At 39.8% G+C, this 20,682-nt stretch carries 20 protein-coding genes; 5 read left to right on the top strand and 15 right to left on the bottom strand.

The features are described from left to right. Positions 1-225 precede the first annotated feature (225 nt). From MHH70_RS13605 to MHH70_RS13585, 5 genes are all read left to right on the top strand, one after another. Entirely contained in the window at positions 226-1,290 is a 1,065-nt protein-coding gene (locus tag MHH70_RS13605) for an iron-siderophore ABC transporter substrate-binding protein (protein WP_066169314.1), read from the top strand. Between the two features lies 1 nt (position 1,291). Next, positions 1,292-2,326 carry an iron ABC transporter permease gene (locus MHH70_RS13600; protein WP_342471759.1) on the top strand — a complete coding sequence of 345 codons (1,035 nt, stop codon included), beginning with the start codon at positions 1,292-1,294 and terminating at the stop codon, positions 2,324-2,326. Then, positions 2,323-3,354: an iron chelate uptake ABC transporter family permease subunit gene (locus MHH70_RS13595; protein ID WP_066169318.1), complete on the top strand. Its 1,032-nt coding sequence runs from the start codon at positions 2,323-2,325 to the stop codon at positions 3,352-3,354. The genes MHH70_RS13600 and MHH70_RS13595 overlap by 4 nt, the downstream gene beginning before the upstream one ends. Further along, a complete protein-coding gene (locus tag MHH70_RS13590; protein WP_066169320.1) occupies positions 3,354-4,154 on the top strand; it encodes an ABC transporter ATP-binding protein in 801 nt (266 codons plus the stop codon). Before MHH70_RS13595 ends, MHH70_RS13590 begins: the two co-directional genes overlap by 1 nt. A gap of 177 nt (positions 4,155-4,331) precedes the next feature. Next, positions 4,332-4,586: a hypothetical protein gene (locus MHH70_RS13585; protein ID WP_066169324.1), complete on the top strand. Its 255-nt coding sequence runs from the start codon at positions 4,332-4,334 to the stop codon at positions 4,584-4,586. 401 nt (positions 4,587-4,987) lie between these two features. On the opposite strand, the gene MHH70_RS13580 is transcribed toward MHH70_RS13585, so the two are convergent. The 15 genes from MHH70_RS13580 to MHH70_RS13510 all read right to left on the bottom strand — a co-directional run bounded on the left by MHH70_RS13580 (position 4,988) and on the right by MHH70_RS13510 (position 20,638). Beyond that, complete coding sequence (locus MHH70_RS13580; protein ID WP_342471758.1) at positions 4,988-5,830, bottom strand: ABC transporter permease subunit; 843 nt, start codon at positions 5,828-5,830, stop codon at positions 4,988-4,990. Next, a complete protein-coding gene (locus MHH70_RS13575) occupies positions 5,830-6,618 on the bottom strand; it encodes an ABC transporter permease subunit (protein ID WP_066169328.1) in 789 nt (262 codons plus the stop codon). Before MHH70_RS13575 ends, MHH70_RS13580 begins: the two co-directional genes overlap by 1 nt. A gap of 18 nt (positions 6,619-6,636) precedes the next feature. Next, positions 6,637-7,470 (bottom strand): phosphonate ABC transporter ATP-binding protein, encoded by an 834-nt coding sequence (gene phnC, locus MHH70_RS13570; protein ID WP_342471757.1) that lies wholly within the window; start codon positions 7,468-7,470, stop codon positions 6,637-6,639. 80 nt (positions 7,471-7,550) lie between these two features. Then, entirely contained in the window at positions 7,551-8,630 is a 1,080-nt protein-coding gene (locus tag MHH70_RS13565) for a PhnD/SsuA/transferrin family substrate-binding protein (RefSeq protein ID WP_342471756.1), read from the bottom strand. Between the two features lie 109 nt (positions 8,631-8,739). Beyond that, a complete protein-coding gene (locus MHH70_RS13560) occupies positions 8,740-9,558 on the bottom strand; it encodes a PHP domain-containing protein (protein WP_342471755.1) in 819 nt (272 codons plus the stop codon). Continuing rightward, the gene (phnL, locus tag MHH70_RS13555; RefSeq protein WP_342471754.1) at positions 9,558-10,259 is read right to left on the bottom strand and encodes a phosphonate C-P lyase system protein PhnL; all 702 of its coding nucleotides are present in this window, start codon (positions 10,257-10,259) and stop codon (positions 9,558-9,560) included. Before phnL ends, MHH70_RS13560 begins: the two co-directional genes overlap by 1 nt. 6 nt (positions 10,260-10,265) lie before the next feature. After that, positions 10,266-11,438 carry a phosphonate metabolism protein PhnM gene (gene phnM / locus MHH70_RS13550; protein WP_342471753.1) on the bottom strand — a complete coding sequence of 391 codons (1,173 nt, stop codon included), beginning with the start codon at positions 11,436-11,438 and terminating at the stop codon, positions 10,266-10,268. Positions 11,439-11,500: 62 nt separating this feature from the next. Beyond that, positions 11,501-12,337 (bottom strand): ATP-binding cassette domain-containing protein, encoded by an 837-nt coding sequence (locus MHH70_RS13545; RefSeq protein WP_342471752.1) that lies wholly within the window; start codon positions 12,335-12,337, stop codon positions 11,501-11,503. Continuing rightward, positions 12,334-13,182: an alpha-D-ribose 1-methylphosphonate 5-phosphate C-P-lyase PhnJ gene (locus MHH70_RS13540; protein ID WP_342471751.1), complete on the bottom strand. Its 849-nt coding sequence runs from the start codon at positions 13,180-13,182 to the stop codon at positions 12,334-12,336. The genes MHH70_RS13545 and MHH70_RS13540 overlap by 4 nt, the downstream gene beginning before the upstream one ends. Beyond that, entirely contained in the window at positions 13,179-14,267 is a 1,089-nt protein-coding gene (locus MHH70_RS13535; RefSeq protein WP_342471750.1) for a carbon-phosphorus lyase complex subunit PhnI, read from the bottom strand. Before MHH70_RS13535 ends, MHH70_RS13540 begins: the two co-directional genes overlap by 4 nt. Beyond that, positions 14,267-14,839, bottom strand: a complete 573-nt coding sequence (gene phnH / locus MHH70_RS13530) for a phosphonate C-P lyase system protein PhnH (RefSeq protein WP_342471749.1) — start codon at positions 14,837-14,839, stop codon at positions 14,267-14,269. The genes MHH70_RS13535 and phnH overlap by 1 nt, the downstream gene beginning before the upstream one ends. Before the next feature lie 11 nt (positions 14,840-14,850). Next, positions 14,851-15,276: a phosphonate C-P lyase system protein PhnG gene (gene phnG, locus MHH70_RS13525; RefSeq protein WP_342471748.1), complete on the bottom strand. Its 426-nt coding sequence runs from the start codon at positions 15,274-15,276 to the stop codon at positions 14,851-14,853. A 607-nt stretch (positions 15,277-15,883) separates the two neighbouring features. Next, entirely contained in the window at positions 15,884-16,588 is a 705-nt protein-coding gene (locus tag MHH70_RS13520; RefSeq protein ID WP_066169348.1) for a GntR family transcriptional regulator, read from the bottom strand. 541 nt (positions 16,589-17,129) lie between these two features. Then, a complete protein-coding gene (locus tag MHH70_RS13515; protein ID WP_342471747.1) occupies positions 17,130-18,362 on the bottom strand; it encodes an MFS transporter in 1,233 nt (410 codons plus the stop codon). 86 nt (positions 18,363-18,448) lie between these two features. Continuing rightward, positions 18,449-20,638: an MMPL family transporter gene (locus MHH70_RS13510; protein ID WP_342471746.1), complete on the bottom strand. Its 2,190-nt coding sequence runs from the start codon at positions 20,636-20,638 to the stop codon at positions 18,449-18,451. Positions 20,639-20,682: the final 44 nt, after the last annotated feature.

Here is a 20,682-nt window from a genome sequence, read left to right as displayed (position 1 = left end):
ATGAATGATTGGCGTGTGTCTATCAATGAATTTGCAATACACGCTAATTTTTCACTGTAAAATAGTGATAGTAATGTTTTATTTTATTATGTTCCTTCTCGTACGACTACTATTTCCAATGGGAAAACGAAAAATTCAGTTGACTTTTACTGAAATAATAGTATTATTTTTTTGAGTGATAAAGATTCTCATTATCAACTTAGAAAATTAAGTGAGGGAAATAAAATGCAAAAAATTAAAAATTCCTTGTTCTTATTAATGCTTATGTCGGCAATGGTCTTCGTTTTAGCTGCATGTGCTGATTCATCAAACGAGGAAACACCTGCAAAAGAAGAAGAACAAGTAACAAATAATCCATCTGAAGCTACGGACGGTCAACAATATCCAATTACAATTAAACATGCTTTCGGCGAAACAGTTATTAAAGAAAAACCTGAGCGTGTAGCGACAATCGCTTGGTCAAACCATGATGTTGCATTAGCACTAGGTGTAGTTCCAGTAGGTTTCTCAGCAGCTAACTACGGTGTGCAGGATGGTAGCGGTATGCTTCCTTGGACTGCTGAAAAGTTAAAAGAGCTTGGCGAAGAAAATCCAAACATCTATCAAGATACGGACGGTTTAGATTTTGAAGCGATTGCTGACTCTAACCCTGATGTTATTCTTGCTGCATATTCTGGTATTACACAGGAAGATTACGATACACTAAGCCAAATCGCGCCTGTTGTTGCCTATAAAGAAATTCCTTGGGTGACTTCTTGGCGTGACCAAATTGAGTTAAACTCTAAAGGGATGGGGATGGAAGCAGAAGGTAAACAATTAATCGCGGATACTGAGAAGTTAATCCAAGATAAAGCAAGCCAACACGCTGACATTAAAGGTAAAAAAGCCGCGTTCGCTATGTTTAATGCAACTGACTTATCAAAATTCTATGTATATACGCCAGCTGACCCACGCGGTGAGTTTTTAATCGAGTTAGGTATGGAGTACCCTGAAAGCATTACAAATCAAATTGCAGATAAAAGCAGCTTCTATATTGAATTAAGTGCTGAAAATGCAGATGCTTTATCAGATGTGGAAATATTTATTGTTTATGGTGATGATACAACTTTACCTGCTTTACAAGCTGACCCTATTTTAGGAAAAGTACCTGCTATTCAAAATGGTAGTGTTGTTGTAGTCGGTGACAATACACCGCTTGCTGCTGCCGGTACACCGAGCTCGCTATCAATTGCCTATACAATTGATGAATATTTATCATTAATCTCAGACGTAGCAAAAAATCTGAAATAATATGAATAAGTTACAAGCTACCGAAAATAAGCAGTTATTTGCTCCTAAACATTTTGGTAAGGTTTTGATACTTCTTATCATTTTACTTGCGGTATGTATAATTGCTTCACTTGTATTCGGTTCTCGTACAATTGGCTGGGCTGGACTGATGGATGGATTATTCCATCCTGACGCCGAGTCCCATGAGGCCAATGTTGTTCGACAACGAATCGCCCGAACAATTTTTAGTTTAATGTGTGGGGCGGCATTAGGTGTTTCTGGGGCACTGATGCAATCCGTTACGCGCAATCCAATTGCAGATCCAAGTATTTTAGGGGTAAACACAGGGGCATCCCTTTTTGTTGTTTGTGGCATTGCTTTTTTAAACATTAGTTCTGCAAACCAATATATATGGTTAGCGATAGCAGGGGCTATTATTACTGCTATTTTTGTCTTTGGAATAGGCTCTATGGGGGCAAGCGGGGCTACGCCATTAAAGCTTGTACTTGCAGGTGCTGCTACAAGTGCTATTTTGTCTTCATTAGTCGTTGCGGTTATGATTCCTCGAACAAATGTCATGGACCAATTTCGATTTTGGCAAGTTGGAAGTGTCGGTTCTGGAAGCTGGGATGCGATTCAATTATTTATTCCATTTTTAGTAGTAGGCATAGTGATTGCCCTCTTTACCGCGCCAGCATTAAATGCTTTGGCGCTTGGTGATGAGGTAGCAACTGGATTAGGTGTTCGCACTGGTTCATTACGAATATTTGCAGCATTAGGCGGCGTTCTTTTATGTGGGGCTGCCACAGCTCTAGCAGGCCCAATTGGCTTTATCGGCTTATTAGCGACTCACGTTGTCCGCCTAGTCATTGGACCTGATATTCGCTTTATTATTCCAATGTCTGCTCTAACAGGGGCTATTATTTTAACATTTTCAGATGTTTGCGGCCGACTTCTTGGCAGTCCTGGTGAGCTAGAGGTTGGTATTTTAACAGCCTTTATTGGCGCCCCTATTTTAATTTTAATTACGATGAAAGCGAAAATGCGTGCGTTATGATAAATAATACATTGAAATCTATAATGGAAGGCAGACAACGAAGAAAAAGACGCTTTGTGCTAACAACGTCTGTGCTCACTGTTATTTCAGTAATACTTTGCGGCACAATGCTAATGCTTGGCAACACGATTTATCCTCTTCAAGATGTTATACGTGTGCTCTTAGGTCAAGATGTGCAAGGAGCCTCTTTCGCTGTAGGTACAATTCGCTTCCCTCGAATGCTGGCAGGCGTGTTTGCTGGCTTTGCATTTGGTGTAGGTGGTTATACTTTCCAAACAATACTGCGTAATCCTTTAGCCAACCCGAATGTTATCGGTATTACAGCCGGTTCAAGTGCTGCTGCTGTATTTTGTATTATTGTCCTCCAAGCAAGTAATACTGTTGTGTCCCTTGCTTCAATCATTGGTGGATTAGCTACTGTACTTATTATCTATGCATTATCAAAAGGCTCTTCTTTTTCAATTGGCAGATTAATTTTAATCGGAATTGGTATTCAAGCAATGTTGAATGCATTCATCTCTTATTTAATGCTAATTGGCAATACACACGATATTCCAGCTGCAATGAGATGGTTAAGTGGAAGTTTGAATGGGGCAAAAATGGAAACTTTATTTCCATTAATTATTGCTGTCCTTCTTTTCACACCTGTGCTTTTATTTTTCGGAAAACAGTTAGAAATGCTTGAGCTTGGTGAACAGGCGGCTACCTCTTTAGGTGTAAACACAAATCAAACGAGATTTATTTTAATTATTTGTTCCGTATTAATCATTGCGCTTGCCACAGCAACGACAGGACCGATTGCCTTTGTTGCGTTCCTTGCTGGACCAATTGCCAAAAGGTTAGTTGGTGTTGGATTTTCAAATATACTACCAGCCGGTCTAATTGGTGTTATTTTAGTATTGGCTGCAGACTTAATTGGTCAATTCGCATTTACAGCTAGATATCCAGTAGGTGTTATTACCGGAATCATTGGTGCACCTTACTTAATTTACTTGTTAATTCGAATCAATCGAAAGGGAGATATATAATGAAACCAACACACACACTTTTAGCTGAACATATTGTATCTGGTTATGAACAAAAAATGATTTTAGAAGATGTCAGCATTGGTATTCCTAGCAATAAAATCAGCATTATAATTGGTGCCAACGGTTGTGGAAAGTCAACCTTATTAAAAACGATGGCGCGCCTTATTAAACCGACAGGCGGTCAAGTTGTACTAGATGGCAAATCAATTCATCAAATGCCACCAAAGCAATTAGCACGTGTGCTAGGACTTTTACCACAGTCACCTGTCGTACCAGAAGGTATTACGGTTGCCGATTTAGTCGGACGCGGTCGCTTCCCTCACCAAACATTATTTAAAGGCTGGTCAAAGCAAGATTATGAAGCAGTTGCAGAGGCACTTGAAATGATGAACATTACAGAATTTGCCGACCGAAATATTGATGAGCTATCGGGTGGTCAGCGCCAGCGTGTCTGGATTGCGATGGCATTAGCGCAACAAACAGATATTTTATTTTTAGATGAGCCGACTACATTTTTAGATATTACATATCAAGTCGAAATTTTAGATTTGCTAACAGATTTAAACAAAAAATATGGTACAACCATTGTGATGGTACTACACGATATTAACCTTTCTGCTCGCTATGCAGATTACTTATTTGCATTAAAAAACGGACGCTTACTTGCAGAGGGGGCACCTCAAAGTATTATTACAAGCGAATTAATTAAAGAAACCTTCGATTTAGATAGCATGGTAATCGAAGACCCTGTTTCAAAAACACCTTTAATTGTTCCGGTTGGGCGTTATCATTGTGTATAATTGAGTCAATTACTCATTTTAAAAAGTGTAAGAAGTTGTTTTGAAAAGCGTGTGAACACACAATCTTTCAAGCAGCTTCTTTTATATTTATCCCTTCTTGTCATAGTCAACTAGCTTATGTCTAGTAACGATTTCTACATATATTAAGATGTATGACGGGAAAAGGAGGGAAAAATTATGAGCAGAGCAGAAGTATATGATTTATGCTGTCAATATCATGGAAAAAGAGTACGTATTACAGATACGGATGGACGCGTACATGTCGGACGCATTACGAACGTCGACCGTAGAATGGTTTGGCTTGAGCCCGACAGAGGATTTGGTGGCTATAGCTTAGGCTTTTGGGGCTATGGTTATCGCCCAGGCTTCGGCTACGGCATTGCAATTGGAGCTATCGCAGGTATCGCCTTAGCATCCTTGTTCTTCTGGTAAGTGCAAAATCTTTCTGTTCATGCAAGGTACTCTACTAGATACCTAAAAGTTCGTTTGCTTTTGCCAACGCATTAAAGGGGCGTCTGAAAAATCATTTTTAGATGACTACTTCGCGACGAGGATAATGATAATTTATTGCGACCACCCTAAGAGCAAGCATTTTCAACAAATATTTAATATAAAAGATAAGGCTGCTGAAAAATAAACACCGCCAAAGCATATGTTCTCACATTTTCAAAGAAAGTCGCTCTCTATTTCCACAAGCGAACATTTTGTCCCGCATTTACGGGCAATCAATGAGGGATGAGAAAAATCCCCAGTGATTGAAGCTTCACTTTATCAAAATATCACCGAAAGCGCCCAAAATGCCAGCAACCACCTGGCTTTTTGGGCATCCTCTTCTAACTAGCCATCAAGCGCTTTTTGATTTGCAGTGCAATGATTTCTAAAACAATCGCTACAATCAATGCACAGTAAGTTATCATGCCGACCTCATATAAATCATAATAGAAGCTTGAGGACATAAATAGCTCGAAGCCAATCCCCCCCGCTGCCGCTGCTGCTCCCATTGCGATAGCTACACCGTAGTTCGTTTCAAAACGTAAAAACGTCCACGATACAAGATAGGAGGCGGATTGTGGCAATACACAGTGGAAAATAATATGCCACCAGCTAGCGCCAGCTGCACGCAGCGCCTCAATTGTTCCTTCTTCAATTTCCTCGAAGGATTCTGCATAGGCTTTCGTTAAATAAGCCATTGTATGTAGCATCATCCCAAGCACTGCTGCCACAGCCCCTAGCCCTGCAACGATAGCAAAAATTAATACCCAAAGTACAGTTGGCACTGCACGAATAACAGAGTTAAATGCAATAATCGCATTGGACAGACCTGCTGGCGCTAAATTTTTCGCTGTGTTAATTGCTAAGAAAAAAGAAAGAATTGCGCCTAATATCGTTGATAAAAAAGCTAATGCCAATGTAATCAAAATTTGTGTAATCGCTGTAGCAAAGGTAATTTGATTAAAGGCAGGCTGCAAAAACATCATTTTCAAATTATCCAATGTATAAAAAAGCGCTGTTGGCCAATCAATTGCCGAATATTTTAAGAGAAAGGGACCTACTAATGTAAAGATGGATAAAAAAATGATGACCACACGTACCGTAATTGTCGCCTTTGTCATTGTGCGCGTTTTGATTTTTCCATTTTTAAGATAAATCCCTTGCAACAAAGATGTGTGCTCCATTATAAAATCATCCTCCTTACTTTATTTGAGGCAAATTCAATCGCAATGACAACTATGATAATTGACAATGTAATTAAACCAAGTGTACCGTAATCTAATCGCTTATAATGCAAGTCGAATAAATAACCAATCCCCGTACCTGTTAATAATCCAATTAATGTCGCACTGCGTATATTTGTTTCAATCATATAAAAGAGCCAGCTCAGCATTTGTGGCATCGTATCTGGTAAAACACCTTTAAAGACCATTTGAAAATAAGTAGCACCCGTTGCATTTAAGGCTTCCACACCATCTGCGCTTGCCTCGTCAATTGTTTCCATAAACATACGCACTAACGTGCCAAATGTAGAAATAAACAATGCAAAATAGCCTGTTACCACATTATGACCAAATGAAATAACTAGCACTAACGCCCATGCAACAATAGGAATATTACGAAATACAGAGGCAATGAAGCGTGTACAAAATGCTATGGTACGATTAATTTGTGTTGTTTTAGAGCCAAAAATGGCAAAAAAGAAAGCACATATAGCTGCTGTTGTTGATGCAATTACGGATAAAACAATCGTCTCCCATAAGCGCGATAGCACCTTTGGCAAATTTTCCATAGCCGCTGCATCGGGTATAAGATTTGTAGCAATCCAAGTAATCGTTCCGGGAATTGATGCGACTCCTTTAAGTAAATCAAAATCAGTTATTATCGAAGAGCCGTACACAATTACTAATAAGAGCACAATAATGCCTGTCATCTTCCATTTTTTCATTCTTAAAAAATTGGTCGTTGTCATTGTTTCCTCCGTCTAACACTATTCAAAAATAAGCTCATCTACTTCTGCACCATAAATATTGCGAATATCCATTTGATTTAAGCGCTTCGGTAAATCGTCGAACAATTTTGAGCCTCGATTTAAACCGATAATGCGGTCAGAATATTTCAACGCTACATCTACTTGATGTAAGTTCACAAGTACTGTTATACCCATCGACTGAGAAATTTCCTTTAAATGATCCATAATAACCTTTGAAGAATTTGGGTCGAGCGAAGCAATTGGCTCATCGCATAATAATAATTTCGGCTGCTGTACAAGTGCTCGTGCGATACCAACACGTTGCTTCTGACCGCCACTTAGCTGGTCACAACGCTTATATACATGGTCCTTCATTCCAAGCTTCTCTAAAATGGATAACGCCAATATTTTTTCTTCCTCTGTATACAAGCCTAAAATACCTTGTAGCGTCGATTTGTAGCCAAAGCGACCATGCAATACATTTTCAAATACCGTTAGGCGCGAAACTAAATTGTAGTGCTGAAACACCATGCCAATTTTTGTGCGTTGTTTGCGAAGTGCTGCTTTATTTAATTGTGTAATATTCATTCCGTCGAAAATGATGTCTCCGTCCGTCGGTTCAATCATGCGGTTAATGCAACGTAGCAATGTTGATTTTCCCGCACCTGATGGTCCAATAATCGAGACAAATTCCCCTTGCTTTAACTGTAAATCAATATCTTTTATAATTAGCGTTTTCATATCATAGCTTTTTTCAATATTGCGCAATTCCAAAACAGTTTGCGTGACAATTGCCGCTTCTTTCGTCACCCCTTGCTCTGCTGGGCGATCTAACGTAATCGTTGGCATCATTTTCTTCCCTTCTTTATCAAAATAAAGTGAAACTTCAATCCGTGGGGGTTTTCCTCATCCCCCACGGATTGTTAGTTGAACTACTCAGACAATTTTCGGATTGGGTCAAACCAAGCATCATTTACTTGTACAAAGCGCTCGTCTGCTGATTTAGAAAACAGACCAATTTCCCCTGAATCCTTTGGTACGAAAATCGTTTTATTATTTGCTGTTTCATCCGAAATTAATAGCTCTGTTAGCTTCGTAATTTCTTCTGCTGTTAATGCAGATGTGTTTACTACAAATGGCGAGTTTAATACAGGTGTAGACGAAATCAATGTAAATTCTTTACCAGGTAAATTATTAAACGGTGCTGCTGCATCATCCTTTACGCGGTAAACTGCACCTGCCGTATTCGGTTCACCCTCCACTAAATCTACGTATGCTGAGACACATGTATCACAAAAAGCGGACACATCTGAACGCTCCATTAACATATTCACCGCTGAACCTTGGTGAGAATCGCCAAATAGCACTTCTGGGAATAACGCATTGGACTCGATTAAATCGTCTTGTTTCAATGATTTATAAGCATCCTGTTTCGAAAAGTGTGCAACGATTGAGCTAGAAGGCACTTTAAAGCCTGATGTTGATGATGCGGATACGAATGACATTTTTTTATTGGCAATTGTATCAATTGAGAATTCACCATTTACCTTATATTCATCAGCTTTATCTTTTGGAACTGCTAACCAACTGTAATAAACTGCATCCTCCAATGTACCTGAACTACCAGAAGGTACAACGATTGGCTGCACATCTGCGCTTTTATTGTTCGCCTCAATATAACCTTGTGGACCCATGAAAGCGACTTGTGCATTACCACTAGCAATCGCTTCAATAGCAATCGCATAATCTGTCGTTAATTTTTGTTCTACTTTGCGACCTGTTGCCTCTTCAAAAATCTTGCCGAATGCATCGCGAGCACCAGCCATTTCAGAACCTGATTCATTTGGATACCATACCATCACTAATGGCTCATTCGATTTAGACTTCGCTGCATTTCCATTTGATTCATTAGTAGCCGCTGTACCTGAAGATGTACCTTCCCCTGAATTACAAGCAACTAGAAGAATTGCACATAAAATCATCGAAAATAGTAAAATCCATTTTTTGCTCATGTTATGCTCCTTTTTTCGTACAAAATTTAGTAGACGTGCTCTACATGCAATATTTAATCATAATTAGCTAATAATAAAAGTAGTTCGGCAGTTTCTTAATAATCATTAACTAAGCATTTACAAATTGCGGCATATACAAATGTTGCATCGTATATTTACCAAGCGCGATTTCTGTGCCATATCGACCGTGGTAATCAGAGCCACCTGTCATTAATAAGCCATGCTTGTTTGCCATCGTTACAATTCGTTCATAATCGTGTTCATTATGATCTGGATGTACTAACTCAATACCATCTAGCCCCTCCTTAATCAATTCCTCTGCAATTTCATAGGAATCAAGTTGACCGGGATGTGCCAGCACAGCAATACCTCCATCTGCTTTAATCGCACGCAATGCAGCGAATACATCGACATAGCGAATATCACTGGCAGCTACGCCATTATTTTTAAACAATGACCTATACAATGTTTGATAATCCTTGGAATCAAAAGACGCAGTCGTTAACACATCCATAATATGCTGTTTGTATAGCACATTTACTTCAGCTATACGCTCGTATGCCTGCTCCTCTGTAATCGCAAAGCCCGCCTCCTGAATTTGACGCATTTGCCAAAGTGTATGCTCATGACGACGATTCAACAATGGCTGACAAAGCCGGCGAATATGCTCACATGAACCTTGTAATTGATAGCCTAGCATATGCACTTTGCGACCACGCTCAAAATCATAGGCTGAAATCTCTATTCCCGGAATAAAATGAATATTATACTTCTCGGCAAGCTGCTGCCCTTCTTCAAAATGATGTACCGTATCATGGTCAACGACACTAATATGCGTTAAACCTACTGTCTTTGCTTGTCGAAAAAGCTCCTCTAACGTATTTGAGCCATCCGAATATGTGCTATGCATATGCAAGTCAACCTTCATTACACAAGCTCCTTTCCTTGCATTTTTTCCATATGAAAGACGTTGTCACATAAGCCTTCCATGAACTCTAAATCATGAAAAATACCAATTAACGTCGTGCCGTTTGCTTTGAGCTTTTCAATTGCCTCTCGCACCTTCAATTTAGATGCTTGGTCAAGACTTGCTGTCGGTTCATCCAGCAGTAATAAACGCGGCTCTTTCACAATAGCACAGGCAATATTTAAACGGAGCTTTTCACCGCCAGAGAACATATTTGGATAGCTATTCCATAGCGCCTCGTCAATATCAAAATGCTTTAGTGCTTGTTGTGCCTTCGGTGTAGCCTCCGCCCTCGATACGCCTAAATCAAGCAGCGATTGCTCGACTAGCTCCAACGCTGTTGTACGTGGCATGACATTTAAAAATTGCGAAACATAGCCAATTTCATGCTTGCGTAAATAAACGACTTCACGCGCTGTTGCCTGTACTAAATCAATTGTGCCATACGCCTCAGATTGAAATAAAATCTTGCCCTTCTGTGGCTCATATGTGCGATAAATGCTTTTTAAAATCGTTGATTTCCCACTCCCACTTTTCCCGACAATGCCTAAAAAGCTACCTTCGGGAACATGCAATGAAACGTCTTGCAGTGCTGGTAATGTTCTACTTAAATGATGAATCATAAAGCTTTTATGCAAATTTTCTACGGTTATCATCCTCACACATCCTTATCGATAATTCGTTCGTAAAATAACTTTACCGTCGACAATTGTTGTTGTCACAACAGGATAGCCATCTGCCATTTGCTCAATAATGATGATGTCTGCCTTTTTTTCTACTGCGATGGAGCCAATTTCATGCCCCATATTAACAGCTCTTGCAGGATTTATCGTCACAAGCTGGAATAGGGCGTGTAAGTCCTCTTCATATTTACTAGCAAGCTCGAAAATACCGTGCAGCATCGCCGGTGGATAATAGTCGCTACAAATAATATGAATAACCCCTGCCTGAATGGCCTCTGCCGCACTTAAATTGCCTGTATGCGAGCCACCTAATAAAATATTCGGTGCACCCGCTATCGTTTGTAAGCCTAATCGTTTCGCTTCCTTCGCCACATCTAACGTAATTGGAAACTCACTAATCGTCGTGCCATACGATTGAACAAGTGCTAGCTTTTGTATATCGTCATCATCATGTGAGGCAACGGCAATATTATGCGAAATCGCTAAACGACTTAGACGCTCAATATCCTCTAACGTAATTTTTTCTTTATCAATTTGCTCTTTAATTAACGTGTCTGCCTCATGCTCTGTCATTGAGCGATAGCCACGCATAATGTTTTTATATATTTCTAAATTGCGATACTGCCCTTGCCCCGGTGTATGGTCCATAAACGACAGTAAATGTACTTTACCATCTAAAATATTTTCCTCTAACTGCTGTAATTGACCGACTGAATCAATTTCAAAGCGTGCATGTAAGCGATGACGAATTAAATGTGGCTCATCATGCGAGGCACTGATAGCATCAACGCATTTCTGCACATTTTCGGGATTGCGAATCGCCTTATGCGAATATTTATCATCGCCATAGTATGACAATGAATGAAAGATTGTTGTAATCCCATGCGTCATTAAAATACGCTCACTTTCACGCAAGCCAATATTCATGTTCATTACTGAATTGGGACGCGGGCTAACAATCGTTTCAATATAATCTGAATGAATATCGACAAATCCCGGTGACACATAACCCCCATTGGCATTAATGACCTCTACTCCATCTAGCTGGACATCCGCTTGATGAACAATTTGTTTAATCACCGCATCTTCAATGAGGACAACGTGGTCATATAAAAATTGCTGCTCTGTTACAATCACTCCATTTACAATGGCAATCATGGCAAGTCTCCTTATTAATTAAATTTCTATCTGTCAGCTTGTGCTAGGGTAAAATTGAACTATTATAACAATGAATAAACTAGCTGCTGCGTATAGGCATGCTGTGGGTCCTCTAACACTTGGTCTGTCAAGCCGTGCTCTATAATTTGACCATTGAGCATAACAATTGTGCGGTCTGCAAGCATACGTATAACAGCTAAATCATGTGAGACAACTATCATTGAAATATTTAATTCACGTTGGATTGACTTAATTAAATCAAGCACATCTGCCTGTACTGATAAATCTAGCCCTGTCGTCACCTCATCAAGCAATAAAACAGGTGGGTTATTGGATAAAGCTTTGGCAATTTGTACCCGCTGCTGCATACCACCTGAAAAGTTTTTAGGTGCTTCCTTGCTACGGAAAAGCGGAATATTGACATGACCGAGTAGCTCTAAGCTGCGATTTTCCATATTGCGCACATGACGATTCCCCGCAGCAATTTGCTTTTCTGCAATATTACTCATCGAAGAAAACTCCATATTTAAGCCAAGCATGGGATTTTGATAAACCATGCCGAGTATTGTATTACGAATAAAACGTTGCTGCTGACGAGATTGCTCAAAAATATTTGCTGTACCATCTTTAAAATCCTTTAATAAACCAACACCACTCGTAATTTGCTCATCAAAATACAAGCTCTTCATTAAAGTCGACTTACCGCTACCACTTTCCCCAACAATGCCAAGTATTTCGCCACGATACAGCTCAAAGGAAATATCGCGACATGCATAAACTGTTTTACAAGCTGGACAAAAGTTTTTTTCTAGCTGAACATTCTCTCCGTGACAATGGCTACAGCCCTTTCCATACTGCTTTGATAGCTTGTGAACTTGTAAAATTGGTTGCTCCCTCATTGCTTTACCGCCACCTTTCGCGCCAGTACCTCTTCCATATAGCTCGTATCATTACATAAATAGTAAGTTTCGCCTGTTTCCTCATCTGTTAACTCATCTAAGAAAACATTCGATAAGCCCGTTTCGCGACAGATTTTTCCTGTAAATTGCTCCACTACGAATGGATAGTCCTCAAAGGCAAGTGATTGCACATTAGTGTAAGGGGGTACAGCATAAATTTTCTTCTCACGCCCTGCCCCAAATAGGATAAGCGCTTCGTTGTGATGAATTTTTGGATTATCAAAGCGCGGAATCGGACTTGGATTCATTACGTAGCGCCCATTTACTAGCACAGGATAATCGGCTCCTTGTGATGTTTGGTTATAACGCATAATTTGCTCAAAAAGCATTAAATAAGCGCCGCTATATTCCTTTTCTGCATGATAACGCTTCGTTTTATATTCACTGCGCTCAATTGCACGCAATGGCTCTGGCTCTGGCACTTGCAATACAAGAATTTGCTCCTTTGTAAGTGGCACCTCTGGAATACGATGACGTGATTGAACAATCGATGCCTCCTGCGTGTGCGTTGTCGTTTGAACACCTGTTGTTTTTTGTACAAGCTTTTTAATATTAACTGCATTGACCGAGTCATCTGCTCCTTGGTCAATTACTTTCAACGTATCCTCCTTACCAATAAGCGCCAATGTCAATTGCAGGCCACCTGTTCCCCAGCCACGCCCAATCGGCATTTCACGCGAGGCAAAGGGGACTTGATAACCGGGAATCGCAACGCCCTTTAATATCGCACGTCGTATTTCCTTTTTCGACTGCTCATCTAATAATGCGAATGGCACTTCTCTCATAGCATTTTGCCCTCCCTTTTAATCGCCCTCATTTGCTCAAGCTTCGATTGGAATGTGACATAATGAGGCATTTTTAAATGCGAAATAAAACCTGTCGACTCAATCGTATCTATATGCAGTAACACAAATTCCTCATCATGAATCGCTGTATCTCCCCCGACCTCTAGTGCATGGTCAACGATAGACATGGCAATTGCCTTCGTTTCATTTTGACCGAAGCATGCACCGTAGCCCACATCAAATTCCACTACTTGCTTATCTTCTCCATTGACATTCACTGGAATAAATGATTCTACCTCTGTTAGCTTAATTGCTCCAATATAATACGGGTCGTCCCCATCATCTAACGCAACGTGAATTGACTGCCACCCAACTCTTACTTCCCCAACTGTTGGATGTGATGCACCATAGCCGCGCAAGCCTGCATAGCCAAGCGATGTAACAGTGCCTGTTTGCCCACGTGTTAATGTTTGTAAACGCTGGGAGCGATTTGTCGGGAAAGCTATGCTCTCCTTTGTAATATCACTTGGCTCAGCATCATTCTCAGGAAACTCTCGGATTAACCCTTCCTGACGCAAATAATCCATCACTTTTGGTAATTTTTCCAACTGTAAAACACTATTGTCTGGCACTTCAATCGCTTCAAATTCAGCCTTTTGTGCTGCTACATCTTCTACTGTTTCCTGCAATAAATCGAAATTCAGTAAGCGGTGTAAATAATCATGAGATGCACCTAAAATTTGACCACCTGGAATATCTTTAAAGCTAGCTGAAATGCGACGTAAAACAAACATGCTTCGCGCATCTGTAGTCGTTGAATAATACAATCTCGGCAATGTCGAACGATGGGCACGTAGTAAAAAAATTGCCTCCTCCACATTGCCCTCGCTTTGCTTCATCGCAAGCGCCGCTAACTGCTCACTGTAGAGACTACTCTCTGACATCACTTGGTCTAAAAAACCCCGCATTGTCACCTGTAATGTTTCAACAGCCACAAAGGCCCCATCTTTAACTCGCTCATACTGTAAATGCTCTAATGATGCCTCAATCGCCTCAGCACCACCACGTACCGCTACATATGCCATTAATTCGTCACCTCACTGATAGTCGTTGTGCGAGGGAGAGCAATAACCCGTCCGCTACGCTCAATAAAAATACAGTCAATACCGAGCGGAAATTCTTTGTTTTTACTTGCACGTAATGCTAAAAATTCCTTACATACAGCAAGTTCAACATTTTCTACTGTAGCAATACCTGGACCTGTTAGCTGTGCTACAATCGTTGCTGTCGCCTCATCTAGCTCCATAATAATCGTCGCAGATTTTTGAGGGTCAATTAAATTACCGACTTTGGCTAACTCAACCGCCTTTAATAGCTGCTGTCGCTCCGCACCATGAGGAATAATAATGAAGTCAGCCTGCTCTAAAGGCTCAATTTGCCCACCTGTCAATGCCCGTAATGATTGATTAATTTCTCGATGCTCATTAGCTGTTTGAAAGCTTACTTCACCGTCTAGCAATGACCTACAGACTGTCACCGTTTCTCCATATAGGTTATTCACCGTATGATTGCTTTCCAACTTTCCTGCTGTACCAGGTCTTGCAAAACAATTTAGCAATATACGAAATGCACGTTGTGTAAAATGTACGGCTTCCATGCTGCTCCTCCTTAAGTAGCCATCGTATCGAAATTGACTTTTGTTCGCTCGATGGATTGTTTAATTTTCTGCTGCTTCGTGTGAAGTTGCTCAGCTAACACCTCAAAATGCGACGCCCATATAAGCGTTTCTGGTAGCTGCGCACTATAAGCTGCATCTATAATTGCCAATGCCTTTGACAATTCTGGCTCAGATTCCCTCACTAAGCCAACGCCATAAGCATTCCGAATCCTCACCTTCGTTTCGGTAACCAATACTTCCCCTATATAAAACAATGATTTTTGCGCTGTTTCACGCATTTTGACCATAATAAGTCCTTCTTTTGGTGGGCTAATTTCCTGCACCTCATATTGCTCGCAAATATTAGCTGCAAGTTGTAATGCAAGCTCTCTTCCTACTTCAATTAACAACTTTGTTCGTTCAGCTCTTTTCATCATGTCAGCTCCTTTCAACACCATCCTAACTTGTCGCCAAGCTGCCTAGTGAAAAGGTTTCGTGAAGAATATGTAAAGACTCTTTACAAAAAAGGCGCCAAGCTGTAATGCTATAGAGATATTTCGGAAAAAACTTTAAAGTTCACGTTTTCAGCCTGTCAAAGATTGCACAGGGCTGGAATTGTCCGAAAAGTCCATTTTGTTTGACACTGCATTGAAATCAATGTTTTCATCGCTTCCCTTTTACTGAAGGAGAACGCTGCTAAAGCCAATGTTCCTCCCATTTTTAATAGAGGCGTTCTCTATTTATATAAATCAATTTTTTGCGAAACATCATCGCTACTGTCCAAAATGCCGGCTATGCACGGCTTTTTGGACAATCTCTTATATTAAATATTCGCTAAAAAATGCTTGTACCTGTCACTTCGCTTTCGGCACATAAAACATTTGCTCCTGCGATTACTCGTCGCAGTAAAACAGTTGCTCCTGCGATTACTCGTCGCGAAGGGAACGCCTCAAAATAACTTTTCAGCCGACCCTTTATCGCTAAAAAAAGACTGCCTGAAAAGTAGCATGTTCGCCTACTTTTCAGACAGCCCCTACCTATTTTTCATAGTTGGAAAGAAAAACGGTCTGTACGATAAATTATTTCTGTGTACTCCAATAATTGATTTTGCTCCTTATCCCAATTGTCTGATTCAACCTTTACAAGTGGTACGAGCACCTCACAGCCAAGCAAGGCACGCTCCAATTCATTTGGAAATGATACTAATAAATTAGAAAAGCTGCTATGGAATTGATTAATACCATTACTTTTATAAAAACTATACATCGACGTTAATCGATTATTTGCCTGCTTAATTTGCGGGAAATTATTAGCAATAACATAGGACCGATGAAGTGCCGCAGGTTCACCGTCAATAAAGCGCAAACGCTCCACTAAATAAATTGTATGCTCAGGTACAATTTGAGGCTTACTATAAATTGCATGGCTAGCTGGTACACGCTCTAATTTTGTTACGATTGATTTATAATTGCCTGTCTGCTTCCGCATTTTTTCACTAAAGCTCACATCGCCTGTCATGACAACCTCTAGCGTTTTTCGTTGATGCTTTAAAAAGCGTCCCACACCTTGCTTCGAATAAATATAGCCCATTTTTTCAATGAACTGATAGACATTGCGAATTTTAATTCTTGGTACTTTAAATTGCTCTACTAACGCTAGCTCGCTTGGCATTTTATCATCTAATGAAAATGTACCGTTCAAAATGCCTTGTAGCAAATAATCCTTCACCCGTAACTCTTCTTGATCCACCCTTGTTCACCTCTACTAGATGATTACTTTACGATTTTACAGCCTAACTTTATCGTAAAATGTTTTAACTAACTACACAAGTGAATGACGAGCATGCAATTTCGCTGCTAGCCTTAGTCCCCCATGCACTGCTGATGCTTTTTTGCAAAGTGTAAAGATTATATTAAGAAATTGTAATGGGCGGCGTTGCTATGAATAAAAGAGAATCTTGCTTGAGTGGTCAGTTCACTAATTCGGTTGAAATACCATCCACTCTCTCACATTAGCGTGCGCCATTTGATTGAATTGCAGATTTATTCCATGTTTTTCGAGGTTTATTCCACGTTTTTTTAGTTTTATTCCACGTTTTTTCGAATTTATTCCACGTTCATCTCAAAGTCCAAGTTAAGTGCCCTAAAAAAAATGCCCAATAAACCGGCAATTAGACGGTTTATTGGGCAGTAGTGATAATGTTTTGGCAAAAAGTTGACGCAATTAAAATAGAAGAATATTTCTCCTATATGAAAGGGAAATTACCCAATTCATTTGAAACGAAAGGTAATTATCTGTTTATCCCGCTCTGCTCTTTTACTTCATTCACACCAGCCGTTATGAGCGTTCGGTTTTTAGCTAATAGCAACAGTAATGCTATCATCAAAATACCTGTCACAATTAAAATCCATTCGATTACAATCACGTCTGCTAATGGACCAAATACAAGCATACCAATCGGCATCATTGATGAAGAAATCATACCGAAGATACCGAAAATGCGTCCTAAATAATTGCCTTCCACCTTTTCCTGTAGCAACACGGTTGAAGGTGTGTTGAAAATCGGCATCGCCACACCACAAATTAGCATCAGCACTGAATAAAGCAAGAAGTTTGGTACAAGCCCCAAGCTAATTGTACATACAGCCATAATAACACCAGCAAATATCATTGTATGTACTCGATTTTTGAAGCCACCCCATATTGCAATAACGCTTCCTCCTACCATCATACCTATTGAAAAAGTAAGCTCAATCACCGTTAATCGCCATACATCATCCCCAAAAGAGCGTGCCACTTGTAATGGTGTTAAAAAAGCCATAGGTGCAATTAAAAAGAATAACAGCGCAAAAAATAAAAAGAATGATTTTAAAAATGTATGCTCTCGGATATAGCGCAAACCTTGCTTAAAATCTTCTATATAGCCAACTTGCTCTCCCATCGCCTTTTCATGAGCTGCTATTTTCAAGAAGAATAATAATGTGAAAATTGCTAGTGCAGCAGTTACAACATCGATAAAGAATATAATTTCCAACGTTGCAAAGCTAAGCAATGCTGCGCTCACCATCGGCGCAATAAACATAATCCCCGCTTGAATACTACCATTAATACCATTTACCTTCGTTAGCTTCTCCTCTGGAACAATTTGTGGCAAAATGGCTCCAACAGCAGGTGTCTGTACCCCTGCCCCAAATGAACGAATTGCTGCAATAACAAATAACAGCCACATTTCTTCATAGCCCATTAAAAAGACGATTGCCAATACTAATGTGGAAAGTGCAATTACACCATCAGCTATCGCAATTAACCACTTGCGATTATAGCGGTCTGCCCATACTCCTGCAAAAGGTGAAAGTAAAAATGTTGGGACAAAACCACATATAATAAAGATTGTCATCATCATGCCTGATTGTGTCGTTAGTGTCACATGCCACATAATCGCATATTGCACAAGTGCCGAGCCGAACAATGATATCGTTTGGCTCGTTAAAAAAAGCGTAATATTGCGTTTCCAATTTTCCATTAAGCGGTATCCTCCATTAGACAAAACATGCGTTCGCCCTATTATAATATAAAATAATAATAGAACACAACTTTAAATGGATTCGCTTAATTATGTTTTTTCCCCAAGCGACTTGGCCAGTAAGACCATTTCCCAAATAGAGTAATAAGAGCTGGTACGAGCAACGGACGAACAATAAACGTATCTAATAAAACACCTACAGCCGTAACGATACCAAATTGTACTAATAGCTGAATTGGTAATGAGGCTAACACGGCAAATGTACCTGCCAAAATTAAACCTGCCGACGTAATGACTGCACCAGTAGACGCTACCCCCTCCGTAATCGCTTGCTTATAATCCATCCCTTGATGCCTATTTTTCCAAATATCCGAAATCATAAAAATGTTGTAGTCATTGCCTAATGCAATAATAAATACAAACGAATACAACGGAATAGCACTCGCTATCGCCTCGTGTCCTAAACCATAATGAATAATAAGCCAGCCTAAACCAAGGGCTGCAAAAAATGATACGAGTACTGTCAGCATTAATTGGATCGCCGTAATAACTGCACGTAAATATAAAAGAAGTACAGCTAAAATAATAGCAATCATCACAGGCTGGATGAGCTTTTCATCATCCTTTTGCACTTTCTTTGTATCTAGTTGCTCGCTCGTTTCGCCACCAATCCAAAACTTATTATCTATAATAGTTGCTACTTCCTGCTTCATTTGTTCAACATCTTCCATAGCCTCGTTTGAATATGGGTCTTTATTCAAATCTACCTCATACAATATAATATTTGTATTCTCACTACCTACACGCGGCTCCTGAACGGTTGCTACATACGGTAAGTTACGAAGCTGCTCTCCAATATCCACAGACTTTCCTTGTGTATCAATAATAATTTGCACAGGCGCTAATTCACCTGCCGAAAAATTATCCTCAATCAATGCAAAACCTTCACGTGACTGTATATCCTCTGGGAAGGAAGAAAGTAAATCATAATTATATTGAATTTTTGTTGAAGTAAAGGCTAATGCCAGTAAAAAGATACCTGCTGTTATAACGACAAGCCAAGGCTTACGTGTAACAAATAAACCAATTTTGCGCATTTTAGCATGACTTTCTTGACGAGGCTTATATTCCTTCCCCTTTTTCTGTGCAAGCAGCTGTTCTTCTTCAACTGTCCGTGGAACAAAGGGCCAGAACGCTTTGCGACCTAATACAGAAAGGAGCGCAGGTAATAGAGTCAATACCGCAATCATCGTTAAGAGCACACCAAAGCTAAACGGCACAGCAAAACGCTGAAAAGCACCGTAATCAGCTAACGCAAGTGTCGCTAAGCCAATTACAACAGTAAAGCCACTCATAAAAATAGCACCCGCTGAATCACGTACAGCTTCAGCAATCGCTATAAATTTATTACTTTCCATTAATAATTTATCGCGATATTTCGTAATTAAAAACAAGCAATAATCTGTACCTGCACCAAACAATAACACAATCATAATTGAAATTGCCTGTGCATCTTTATGAATCCATCCATTTTCCGCCATATAACCAAGCAATGGACTAATGACTAAAAACGCGATACTTACTACAATAATTGGAATAAACGCTAAAATTGGTGAGCGATAAATCGCCAATAAAATTGCTAAAATTAAAATAACTGTTGCAATCATTAACTGTATGTCTGCTGATCCAAAAAGTGAAGCTGCATCTACTGAAATGGCGACCGGACCCGAAAACCGAGCAAGTAAGCCACCTTCATCTAAGCTTTTGTCATATGGATTTTCATTCATTACCTCTGTTGTATAAGCTGTTATTTGTTCTAAGCTCTTTTTAAAGCTTTTTGAATTCGTATCTGTTGCAAAAAAGACTGGTGTTACAAGTGAGCGTCCGTTTTCTGATAGAGCTCCTAGCATCGCCTCAGGAGGCAATTTCGCAAAAGGTGGTAAAGCCTCCTGCCCCTCTAATGGCCCAGCCTCTAATTTTGCATATAGCGCTTGGATGTTGGCTATATCTGCTAGTTCTAAGCCCGCTTCCTCATACCACACCATTAATAGTGGCACACCAGCATCTGATGCAAATTGCTCCTTCATAATTTGCTTTGCTTCGATTGACATCATATCAGTAGGCAATTCATCACCAGCGAAGTTTTCGACACTATTTACTTGTGGTAATGTCATCGTTAAAGCAATTAATAGAGCAAGCCATATCCCAAGTAATGCCCATCTCCCTTTTTTGCCCCCAACAATCTCTCCAAAACGCTGTAATGGATTGTGTTTCATCAAAACCTCTCCTTTCCTATAATAAATATATACCTTTTCATAAA

This window comes from Metasolibacillus sp. FSL H7-0170 (assembly GCF_038593115.1).
GTDB classification, from domain to species: Bacteria; Bacillota; Bacilli; order Bacillales_A; family Planococcaceae; genus Metasolibacillus; species Metasolibacillus fluoroglycofenilyticus.
The sequence above is the reverse complement of the archived record's forward strand: the minus strand, read 5'-3'. Positions and strand labels throughout refer to the sequence as shown.

What these genes read in the sequence shown, in the direction of transcription:
- MHH70_RS13540 (WP_342471751.1), bottom strand. Translation starts at nt 13,182, where the DNA reads ATGAGAGAAGTGCCATTCGCATTATTAGATGAGCAGTCGAAAAAGGAA.
- phnG (WP_342471748.1), bottom strand. Translation starts at nt 15,276, where the DNA reads ATGATGAAAAGAGCTGAACGAACAAAGTTGTTAATTGAAGTAGGAAGA.
- MHH70_RS13515 (WP_342471747.1), bottom strand. Translation starts at nt 18,362, where the DNA reads ATGGAAAATTGGAAACGCAATATTACGCTTTTTTTAACGAGCCAAACG.
- MHH70_RS13575 (WP_066169328.1), bottom strand. Translation starts at nt 6,618, where the DNA reads ATGACAACGACCAATTTTTTAAGAATGAAAAAATGGAAGATGACAGGC.
- MHH70_RS13560 (WP_342471755.1), bottom strand. Translation starts at nt 9,558, where the DNA reads ATGAAGGTTGACTTGCATATGCATAGCACATATTCGGATGGCTCAAAT.
- MHH70_RS13585 (WP_066169324.1), top strand. Translation starts at nt 4,332, where the DNA reads ATGAGCAGAGCAGAAGTATATGATTTATGCTGTCAATATCATGGAAAA.
- phnH (WP_342471749.1), bottom strand. Translation starts at nt 14,839, where the DNA reads ATGGAAGCCGTACATTTTACACAACGTGCATTTCGTATATTGCTAAAT.
- MHH70_RS13510 (WP_342471746.1), bottom strand. Translation starts at nt 20,638, where the DNA reads ATGAAACACAATCCATTACAGCGTTTTGGAGAGATTGTTGGGGGCAAA.
- MHH70_RS13600 (WP_342471759.1), top strand. Translation starts at nt 1,292, where the DNA reads ATGAATAAGTTACAAGCTACCGAAAATAAGCAGTTATTTGCTCCTAAA.
- MHH70_RS13545 (WP_342471752.1), bottom strand. Translation starts at nt 12,337, where the DNA reads ATGAGGGAGCAACCAATTTTACAAGTTCACAAGCTATCAAAGCAGTAT.
- MHH70_RS13605 (WP_066169314.1), top strand. Translation starts at nt 226, where the DNA reads ATGCAAAAAATTAAAAATTCCTTGTTCTTATTAATGCTTATGTCGGCA.
- MHH70_RS13580 (WP_342471758.1), bottom strand. Translation starts at nt 5,830, where the DNA reads ATGGAGCACACATCTTTGTTGCAAGGGATTTATCTTAAAAATGGAAAA.
- MHH70_RS13595 (WP_066169318.1), top strand. Translation starts at nt 2,323, where the DNA reads ATGATAAATAATACATTGAAATCTATAATGGAAGGCAGACAACGAAGA.
- MHH70_RS13565 (WP_342471756.1), bottom strand. Translation starts at nt 8,630, where the DNA reads ATGAGCAAAAAATGGATTTTACTATTTTCGATGATTTTATGTGCAATT.
- phnM (WP_342471753.1), bottom strand. Translation starts at nt 11,438, where the DNA reads ATGATTGCCATTGTAAATGGAGTGATTGTAACAGAGCAGCAATTTTTA.
- MHH70_RS13535 (WP_342471750.1), bottom strand. Translation starts at nt 14,267, where the DNA reads ATGGCATATGTAGCGGTACGTGGTGGTGCTGAGGCGATTGAGGCATCA.
- phnC (WP_342471757.1), bottom strand. Translation starts at nt 7,470, where the DNA reads ATGATGCCAACGATTACGTTAGATCGCCCAGCAGAGCAAGGGGTGACG.
- MHH70_RS13590 (WP_066169320.1), top strand. Translation starts at nt 3,354, where the DNA reads ATGAAACCAACACACACACTTTTAGCTGAACATATTGTATCTGGTTAT.